The sequence below is a fragment of the Streptomyces sp. NPDC002788 genome (assembly GCF_053592115.1).
In genome coordinates, this window is sequence record NZ_JBSFVB010000016.1 from 187,702 (window position 1) to 196,526 (window position 8,825).

The following is an 8,825-nucleotide window of genomic DNA, read 5'->3' on the forward strand; positions in this document are numbered from 1 at the left end:
ACAAACCCGAGCACGACCCCACCCAGCCCCGAAGGGAACGCACATGCCCCTCGAATCCGGCCTCCTCGAGATCCTCGCCTGCCCGGCCTGCCACGCCCCCCTCAAGGAGCAGGACAGCGAACTGATCTGCACGGACACGAGTTGCGGACTGGCCTACCCCGTCCGCGACGGCATTCCCGTCCTCCTCGTCGACGAGGCCCGCCGCCCCGCGTGATCGCCGACGGGCCGCCACTCGTACGACCCCGGTGCACATAACCCCCCGCCACAGCGGGCACCGACGTAGGACGACACCCCGTAAAGGATCCCGGTGACCCGGAGGCTGCCGCCCATGCTCGACGAATCGCTGCTCGACTCCCCGGACGGCCTCGCCGAGGCCGACCACCGCGGCCTGCTCCGCGGCGCCGCGGAAGCCGGCGCCCGCGTGCGCACGGCGGCCCGCCACTCCGCCGAGGCCGGCATCAACGACCTCAAGCCCGACGGCCGCCCCCGCGCGGTCCTCATCGCAGGCCCGGGCGCCGCAGCCACCCACACCGCGGACCTCCTCGGCACCCTCGCCGGTGCCGGCAGCCCCGTCACCCGCCTGGCCCCCACCGGCGTCGCCCCCCACGCGGGCGCCCTGCGCTGGGAACTGCCCGGCTGGGCCGGCTCGGTCGACCTGCTCCTGATCGCCACCCCGGACGGCACCGAACCGGGCCTGTCCCTCCTCGCCGAGCAGGCCTACCGCCGAGGTTGCACCGTCGTCGCCGTGGCACCCGGCCGTTCCCCGCTCGCCGAGGCAGTCAACGGCTCGCACGGCCTGTTCGTCCCCATGGCGAGTGCCCCGTACGACCAGGAGGAGCCCTTCGCCGCGTCCGCCCCCGGCGTCCTGTGGGCCCTGCTCACCCCGCTCCTCGCACTCCTGGACCGCACAGGGGTGCTCGACGCCCCGCCGGACGCCCTCGGCAGGGTCGCCGACCGCCTCGACCGCATCGCTGAACGCTGCGGCCCCGCCATCGCCACCTACAGCAACCCCGCCAAGACCCTGGCCGCCGAACTCGCCGACGCGCTCCCCCTGGTCTGGACCGAGGGCGTCTCGGCCGGGCCGGCGGGCCGTCGCTTCGCCGCCGCCCTCGCCGAACTGTCCGGCACCCCCGCCGTCGTCGCCGAACTCCCCGAGGCCCTCGCCGCCCACAGCGCCCTGCTCGCCGGCCCGCTGGCCGCCAGCGCCGACCCCGACGACTTCTTCCGCGACCGCGTCGAGGAACCACCCGCCCTGCACGCGCGCGTGGTGCTCCTGCGCGACCGCCCCATCGGCGGCCTCACCGCCGCCCCCGGCGCCCGCGACCTGGCCCTCAGCCACGACACGCCGATCAGCGAACTGGAACCGGAGGCGGGCGGCGAACTGGAGACCCTCGCGGAACTGATCGCCATCACGGATTTCGCCGCGGTTTACCTGGCGCTCGCTTCGAGGGCCTGATCATGCCCGGGACACCCTGACGCGCCAGCACGCCCGAACACGCGAGAGAGACCCCATGGACCGCCTCGACAACACCATCCGCCCCTACGCCTGGGGTTCCCCGACCGCCATCCCGCACCTGCTCGGCACCGAACCGACCGGCGAGCCGCAGGCGGAGATGTGGATGGGCGCCCACCCGGGCGCACCCTCGCGCACCGGGAGGGGCACGCTCGTCGAGGTCATCGACGCCGACCCCGAGAAGGAACTCGGCCCCGCCGCCGTCGCCAGGTTCGGCCCCCGCCTGCCCTTCCTCCTCAAGATCCTCGCCGCCGGCGCCCCGCTCTCCCTCCAGGTCCACCCCGACCTGGAGCAGGCCAGGGAGGGCTACGCGGACGAGGAGCGCCGCGGCATCCCCGTGGACGCCCCGCACCGCAACTACAAGGACGCCAACCACAAGCCCGAACTGATCTGCGCGCTCACCGAGTTCGACGGCCTGTGCGGCTTCCGCGCCCCGCTCGAGGCCGCCGGCCTCCTCGACGACCTCGGTGTCGACTCCCTCAAGCCCTACGTCGACCTGCTGCACGCCCACCCCGAGGACGCCGCCCTGCGCGAGGTCCTCACGGCGATCCTCACCGCCGACCCCGAGGAGATGTCCCGGACGGTCGCGGAGGCGGCGGCCGCCTGCACCCGCCTCGGTGGCGCCTACATCCCCTACGCCGACATCGCCCACCACTACCCGGGCGACCCCGGCGTCATCGCCGCGATGCTGCTCAACCACGTCCGGCTCCAGCCCGGCGAGGCCCTCTACCTCGGCGCCGGCGTCCCGCACGCCTACCTGAACGGCCTCGGCGTCGAGATCATGGCCAACTCCGACAACGTCCTGCGCTGTGGCCTGACCCCCAAGCACGTCGACGTCCCCGAACTCCTGCGCATCGTCCGCTTCCACGCCGCCGATCCCGGTGTCCTGCGCCCCGAGGCCGCCCCGGACGGCGAGGAGGTCTACGAGACGCCCATCGACGAGTTCCGACTCTCCCGCTTCGTCCTCCCCGAGGCCGGCGCCGCCCACGACCTCACCCGCCCGACCCCGCAGATCCTGCTCTGCACGGCCGGGACCGTCCGGGCCGGCGGGCACGACCTGACCCCCGGCCGGTCCGTCTTCGTCCAGGCCGGCGAGAAGGCCGAAGTGTCCGGAACGGGAACGCTCTTCCGAGCAACCGTGGTCGCCTGACCGTTTCGACGGCCCCCGTGCTGGTGACCTGAAGCACCGCAGCCCGAGCGGGCTGCAACAATGGCCCACCGTCAAGCACGGGCAAAGTCACGGGCGTCGCATCAAGGGCGGCGTCCGGGCCCTGGAACGGCGTACGAAGGGACAACGCGTACATATGAGCGCGTCAGGCGGCACCAAGGCGATCGTGGCGGCACTGGTCGCCAACCTCGCGATCGCGGTAGCGAAGTTCGTGGCGTTCATCTTCAGCAACTCGTCGTCGATGCTCGCCGAGTCCGTCCACTCGCTCGCCGACTCCGGCAACCAGGCACTGCTCCTGGTCGGCGGCAAGAAGGCCAAGCGTGAGGCCACCCCGCAGCACCCCTTCGGCTACGGCCGCGAGCGCTACATCTACGCCTTCCTCGTCTCCATCGTCCTCTTCTCGGTCGGCGGCATGTTCGCCCTCTACGAGGGCTACGAGAAGATCAAGCACCCGCACGAACTGACCCACTGGTACTGGCCGGTCGGCGTCCTCGTCTTCGCAATCATCGCCGAGTCCTTCTCCTTCCGCACCGCCATCAAGGAGTCCAACGTCCTGCGCGGACGCAAGTCCTGGAAGGAGTTCGTCCGCCACGCCAAGGCCCCCGAACTGCCGGTCGTCCTCCTGGAGGACCTCGGAGCCCTGGTCGGCCTGATCCTCGCGCTCGCAGGCGTCAGTCTCGCCCTGCTCACCGGCGACAGCGTCTGGGACGGCATCGGCACCCTCTGCATCGGCATCCTGCTCATCCTGATCGCCCTGGTCCTCGCCGCCGAGACCAAGTCGCTGCTGCTCGGCGAGTCCGCCGGCGCCGAGGAGACCCGGAAGATCGAGGCCGCCGTCGTCGACGGTGACAGCGTCACGCGCATCATCCACATGCGCACGCTCCACCTCGGCCCCGAGGAACTGCTCGTCGCCGCCAAGATCGCGGTCCAGCACGACGACACAGCCACCGAGATCGCCGCCGCCATCAACGCCGCCGAAACCCGCATCCGCGACGCCGTCCCCATCGCCCGTGTCATCTACCTCGAGCCGGACGTCTACAGCGAGGTCGAAGCGGCCAAGGGCTCCGACCCCGAAGCCAGCCCCGGCGGCCCCACCCTCCACGCCGACGAGCACTGACAGCACCTCCCGCGCCCACGGGGCCCGCCGACGCCGGCGGGCCCCACCGCCTTACCGGCCCCCGCCCCGTCCCCGATCCGTCACATGATCGGCTCGATGTGTTCGCGGACGGACTGGGGATCGCACCCGCCCCCGGTGTAGCTTGGGACGGAGCCAGACGTCGCTGCTGATGGCGGTCGGGCGGTCCCACCGCGGACCGGCCGAGGGAGAGAGGGCCTCCGACGGACTGCGCTGCGCGTACGCGGGCATGCCTGTGTCCTCTTTCGGGCACCCCTGTGTCCGCCGCCGCGCAGACCAGCCGTACCCACCCTCGACCCAATCCCGAGGAGCAGCTCGCAATGACGACTGTCGAGAACCGACAGGACTTCAAGGTCGCCGACCTCTCCCTGGCCGAGTTCGGCCGCAAGGAGATCACCCTCGCCGAGCACGAGATGCCGGGCCTGATGGCGATCCGCAAGGAGTACGCCCAGACCCAGCCCCTGGCCGGCGCCCGCGTCACCGGCTCCCTGCACATGACCGTGCAGACCGCCGTCCTGATCGAGACCCTGGTCGCCCTGGGCGCCGAGGTCCGCTGGGCGTCCTGCAACATCTTCTCCACCCAGGACCACGCGGCCGCCGCCATCGCCGTCGGCCCGAACGGCACCGTGGACAACCCCCAGGGCGTCCCCGTCTTCGCCTGGAAGGGCGAGACGCTGGAGGAGTACTGGTGGTGCACCGAGCAGGCGCTGACCTGGCCGGACAGCCCCACCGGCGGCCCCAACATGATCCTGGACGACGGCGGTGACGCCACCCTCCTCGTCCACAAGGGCGTCGAGTACGAGAAGGCCGGCAAGGTCCCTGCCGTCGACACCGCCGAGAACGACGAGCACCGCGTCATCCTCGAACTCCTGAACCGCACCATCACCGACGGCTCCCAGAAGTGGACCCAGCTGGCCTCGGAGATCCGCGGCGTGACCGAGGAGACCACGACGGGCGTCCACCGCCTGTACGAGATGCAGCGCGACGGCGTCCTGCTGTTCCCGGCGATCAACGTCAACGACGCCGTCACCAAGTCGAAGTTCGACAACAAGTACGGCTGCCGGCACTCCCTGATCGACGGCATCAACCGCGCCACGGACGTGCTGATCGGCGGCAAGACCGCGGTCGTCTGCGGCTACGGCGACGTCGGCAAGGGCTGTGCGGAGTCCCTGCGCGGTCAGGGCGCCCGTGTGATCGTCACCGAGATCGACCCGATCTGCGCCCTCCAGGCCGCGATGGACGGCTACCAGGTCACGACCCTCGACGAGGTCGTCGACAAGGCCGACATCTTCATCACCACGACCGGCAACAAGGACATCATCATGGCCTCGGACATGGCCAAGATGAAGCACCAGGCCATCGTCGGCAACATCGGCCACTTCGACAACGAGATCGACATGGCCGGCCTCGCCCAGATCCCGGGCATCGTCAAGGACGAGGTCAAGCCGCAGGTCCACACGTGGACCTTCCCCGACGGCAAGGTGATCATCGTGCTGTCCGAGGGCCGCCTGCTGAACCTGGGCAACGCCACCGGTCACCCGTCGTTCGTGATGTCCAACTCGTTCGCGGACCAGACGCTGGCCCAGATCGAGCTGTTCACCAAGCCCGACGCGTACCCGACCGGCGTCTACGTGCTGCCCAAGCACCTGGACGAGAAGGTCGCCCGCCTCCACCTCGAGGCGCTCGGCGTCAAGCTGACCACGCTCCGCCCCGAGCAGGCCGAGTACATCGGCGTGCAGGTCGAGGGCCCGTACAAGCCGGACCACTACCGCTACTGATCCGAGCAGCACAGCGCTGCCGGTCAGAGTCCCCGAGACAGGCCCCCCGCACCCCCGTGCCGGGGGGCCTGCCCCGTTCGACCGGCCGGTGACCGGCCCAGCCCGTCAGGACCCAGGACGCCCATGCCCCGCGGCCGCTATTCGCTCCACGATCCGCACGATCACACCCCCCTTGCCGAAGAACACTTCCAGTGCGCCATCGGCCCGTCCGGCTGGCGCTACGTCTCCCAACTGACCACCACCTCGGGCGATCACCACGGCTCAGTCGACCTCACCCTCGACGAACTCGGCCGCCCCATCCGCCTCGAACTGCACGCCGCCGCCTGGCAGGTCCGCGGCGCAGCCCTCGACGGCGTCACCTGGGTCCGCACCGACCCCACCGGAACCGACGCCGCGGAAGGCAATGTGCGCGCCCATGCCTTCACCGGCACCTCCCCGGCGTTCCTCGTCGCGACCGCCCGTCTCCTGCGCCTCACCCCCTCCACAGCCGCCACCCGCGTACGCCTCGTCGCGTTCACGGACCCGGTCCTCGCCCCGCGCACCGTCGACCAGTCGTGGACCTTGCTGAGAAGCGAAGCACACGCCACTGACAGCGGCCCGCTGACCGTGGACGAATACCAGGTCACAGCCCTGGACACGGGCGAGCAGCACGCCGTGCACATCGCCGGCGACGTGGTGCTCGCGGCCCCCGGTATCGAACTCGAGGACCTCGAATCACCGCCGTCGGTGTTCACCTGACGGTCGGTCTCGCCCAGCGCTACGCCGGCGGTACGAACCCGGTGCGGGGCGGCTCACCCGCCGGTACCTCCGGTGACGCCGCTGGCCGGCCCTCGCCGGACGGCTCGGCCACCGGCCCGGGCGGCACGACCGGCCGCCCGGAGGCAGCCGCACCCGCACCCGCAGCCGCGCCCGCAGCGGAGGCCCCGCCGCCCGGGCCTCCGCCCGCGGCCGGAGGCCCGTCCGTGACCGTGGCCGCGGCCGATGCGGCCCGACCGTTTTCGAAAGCCCGCCGCGCCTCCCGTGCCTGCCGCTCCTGCACGACCGCCGCCAGATATGCCGCCGGCGGAACCCCGTGCGGCACCGGGGCACCCGTACGCTCCGCGAGATCCGACGCCAGCCGCTGCGCCATCGACCAGCCCACCTGCGGATCGAGCTGCTGCATGCGTGTCAGGTACTGACGGACGGCGAGCCACAACCCGTCGGGCACCGCCGACAGATCGAGCTCCGCGAACCGCCCCGCGAGCCACGGCGGGGGAGGCGGCACGAAACCGCTCCGCGCCACGGGAATCCGTTCCCGTACGACCAGAGTCCCCGCGAACACATCCCCCAGCCGACGCCCCCGCCCGGACACGAACGAGGCGATACAGGCGACGACCCCGAAGGTCATGAGGATCTCGATCACCCCGATCAAGCCCCTCACCAGCGCATGCCGGAACCGGATCGGCCCACCGTCGTCCCGCACCACCCGCAGCCCGCACGCCATCTTCCCGAGGGACCGACCGTGACTGAGCGTCTCCACCGCGATCGGTCCGCCCACCAGCACGAGAACGAACGACGCGATCGACAGCGCCGTCTGCGCCGCCTCGTCCAGCGAGGCGGTGGACACCACCAGGGCGATGGTCACGGCGACGTAGACCGCCACGGCCGCCACGAGATCGAGCAGCACGGCCAGCGCCCTGCTGGGCAGCCTCGCGGGGCGCAGCTCCAACGCCACAGCCTCGCCCGTCACCAGCTCACTCACGCCTGCCGCCCTTCCCCTGCCCTGCCCCCGACAGCCCCAGTCTGCCAAGCTGAGAGCGCATCGCGCCGCAGTACGACAAGCTGATCCACGACGAGCCGCCGACGAACAGCCGAGGAGCAGGCACACCGATGGACCTCGACGTCTTCGTCTCCGCCCACCGAGCGGAGTGGGACCGCCTCGAAGCCCTGCTCCGTCGCCGGCGTCGGCTCAGCGGCGCCGAAGCCGACGAACTCGTCGCCCTTTACCAACGTGCTGCCACGCACCTCTCCCTGATCCGGTCCAGCGCCCCCGACCCGCAGCTGACCGGCCGACTCAGCCAGCTCGTGGCACGCGCACGTAGTGCCGTGACAGGAACCCGACGCGCCTCGTGGCGCGACGTCACGCACTTCCTGGCCCACGGCTTCCCGGCCGCCGTCTACAAGTCACGCCGCTGGTGGGTGCCCACCGCGCTCCTGTCCACGGCCGTCGCGGCCCTCCTCGGCTGGTGGATCGGCACGCACCCCGAAGTACAGGCCTCCATCGCCGCGCCCAGCGAACTACGCGAGCTCACCCGCCCCGGCGGCCAGTACGAGACGTACTACTCCAGCCACCCGGCCGCCAGTTTCGCCGCCCAGGTCTGGACGAACAACGCCTGGGCAGCAGCCCTCTGCCTCATCCTGGGTGTCTTCCTGGGACTCCCAGTTCTCTGGATCCTCTTCCAGAACATGCTCAACCTCGGCATCGGCATCGGCCTCATGTCCTCTGCCGGTCGTCTGGACACCTTCCTCGGCCTGGTCCTCCCGCACGGCCTGCTCGAACTGACCGCGGTCTTCGTGGCTGCCGGCACCGGCATGCGCCTCGGCTGGACCCTCATCGACCCGGGCCCCCGCTCTCGACGCACGGCTCTCGCGGAAGAAGGCCGAGCCGCCATCGGCATGGCCATAGGCCTCGCCCTGGTCCTCTTCATCTCCGGCGCCATCGAAGGCTTCGTCACCCCGTCCGGCCTCCCCACCTGGGCGCGCATCACCATCGGGGTCGCCGCAGAACTCGCCTTCCTCGCCTACGTCTACGTCCTCGGCGGCCGTGCCGCCCGCGCGGGAGAGACCGGCGACGTCGACGCCGCGGAACGCAGTGCCACCATCCCCACAGCTGCCTGATCGCCCCGGCGGCCGACGGATGTGCGACCACGTCCGTTCAGCTGCTAGTCTCCTCTTCGCCCCACAGGAGCCGTTGACACGGCGAGTGCGGGGAGGTAGATTCGAACAGTTGCCTGGAGATGGGCTCTAGCCCCAGACCAGCGACAGTGAGCATCTGTCAGCTTCTTGAAACGCTGATTTCAATGAAGCCCCTCCCGATGAATCGGAAATGAGCGGCCGGTCAGTCCGGCCTGAAACCTCTGATAAAGTCGGAGCCGCTGGAAAGGGAAACGCGGAAGCGGGAACCTGGAAAGCACCGAGGAAATCGGGTCGAGAAAAGATCTGATAGAGTCGGAAACGCAAGACCGAAGGGAA

General features: G+C 70.9%; 8 protein-coding genes. 7 read left to right on the forward strand and 1 reads right to left on the reverse strand.

Annotated elements, in window-relative coordinates; genetic code table 11:
- Nucleotides 1-43 precede the first annotated feature (43 nt).
- The 6 genes from ACWD1U_RS28015 (at nucleotide 44) to ACWD1U_RS28040 (ending at nucleotide 6,332) form a co-directional block, all read left to right on the forward strand.
- Entirely contained in the window at nucleotides 44-214 is a 171-nt protein-coding gene (locus ACWD1U_RS28015; RefSeq protein WP_078651036.1) for a Trm112 family protein, read from the forward strand.
- 114 nt (nucleotides 215-328) lie between these two features.
- Nucleotides 329-1,456 (forward strand): SIS domain-containing protein, encoded by a 1,128-nt coding sequence (locus tag ACWD1U_RS28020; protein ID WP_451111603.1) that lies wholly within the window; start codon nucleotides 329-331, stop codon nucleotides 1,454-1,456.
- A 55-nt stretch (nucleotides 1,457-1,511) separates the two neighbouring features.
- Complete coding sequence (gene manA, locus ACWD1U_RS28025) at nucleotides 1,512-2,663, forward strand: mannose-6-phosphate isomerase, class I (protein ID WP_451111604.1); 1,152 nt, start codon at nucleotides 1,512-1,514, stop codon at nucleotides 2,661-2,663.
- Nucleotides 2,664-2,817: 154 nt separating this feature from the next.
- Nucleotides 2,818-3,798 carry a cation diffusion facilitator family transporter gene (locus tag ACWD1U_RS28030; protein WP_451111606.1) on the forward strand — a complete coding sequence of 327 codons (981 nt, stop codon included), beginning with the start codon at nucleotides 2,818-2,820 and terminating at the stop codon, nucleotides 3,796-3,798.
- Nucleotides 3,799-4,136: 338 nt separating this feature from the next.
- Nucleotides 4,137-5,594 (forward strand): adenosylhomocysteinase, encoded by a 1,458-nt coding sequence (gene ahcY, locus ACWD1U_RS28035; protein ID WP_451111608.1) that lies wholly within the window; start codon nucleotides 4,137-4,139, stop codon nucleotides 5,592-5,594.
- A 123-nt stretch (nucleotides 5,595-5,717) separates the two neighbouring features.
- A complete protein-coding gene (locus tag ACWD1U_RS28040; RefSeq protein ID WP_451111610.1) occupies nucleotides 5,718-6,332 on the forward strand; it encodes a hypothetical protein in 615 nt (204 codons plus the stop codon).
- A gap of 19 nt (nucleotides 6,333-6,351) precedes the next feature.
- Here ACWD1U_RS28040 and ACWD1U_RS28045 read toward each other — a convergent pair whose 3' ends face one another.
- Nucleotides 6,352-7,335, reverse strand: a complete 984-nt coding sequence (locus ACWD1U_RS28045) for an RDD family protein (protein WP_451111612.1) — start codon at nucleotides 7,333-7,335, stop codon at nucleotides 6,352-6,354.
- 128 nt (nucleotides 7,336-7,463) lie between these two features.
- Here ACWD1U_RS28045 and ACWD1U_RS28050 point away from each other — a divergent pair, with 128 nt between their 5' ends.
- Nucleotides 7,464-8,471, forward strand: coding sequence for a stage II sporulation protein M (locus ACWD1U_RS28050; RefSeq protein WP_451111614.1), 1,008 nt, complete (start codon nucleotides 7,464-7,466; stop codon nucleotides 8,469-8,471).
- The last annotated feature ends 354 nt before the right edge of the window (nucleotides 8,472-8,825 follow it).

Bases quoted from the DNA above. Each gene is read 5' to 3' on its own strand.
- ACWD1U_RS28015 (WP_078651036.1), top strand. From the start codon at position 44: ATGCCCCTCGAATCCGGCCTCCTCGAGATCCTCGCCTGCCCGGCCTGC.
- ACWD1U_RS28020 (WP_451111603.1), top strand. From the start codon at position 329: ATGCTCGACGAATCGCTGCTCGACTCCCCGGACGGCCTCGCCGAGGCC.
- manA (WP_451111604.1), top strand. From the start codon at position 1,512: ATGGACCGCCTCGACAACACCATCCGCCCCTACGCCTGGGGTTCCCCG.
- ACWD1U_RS28030 (WP_451111606.1), top strand. From the start codon at position 2,818: ATGAGCGCGTCAGGCGGCACCAAGGCGATCGTGGCGGCACTGGTCGCC.
- ahcY (WP_451111608.1), top strand. From the start codon at position 4,137: ATGACGACTGTCGAGAACCGACAGGACTTCAAGGTCGCCGACCTCTCC.
- ACWD1U_RS28040 (WP_451111610.1), top strand. From the start codon at position 5,718: ATGCCCCGCGGCCGCTATTCGCTCCACGATCCGCACGATCACACCCCC.
- ACWD1U_RS28050 (WP_451111614.1), top strand. From the start codon at position 7,464: ATGGACCTCGACGTCTTCGTCTCCGCCCACCGAGCGGAGTGGGACCGC.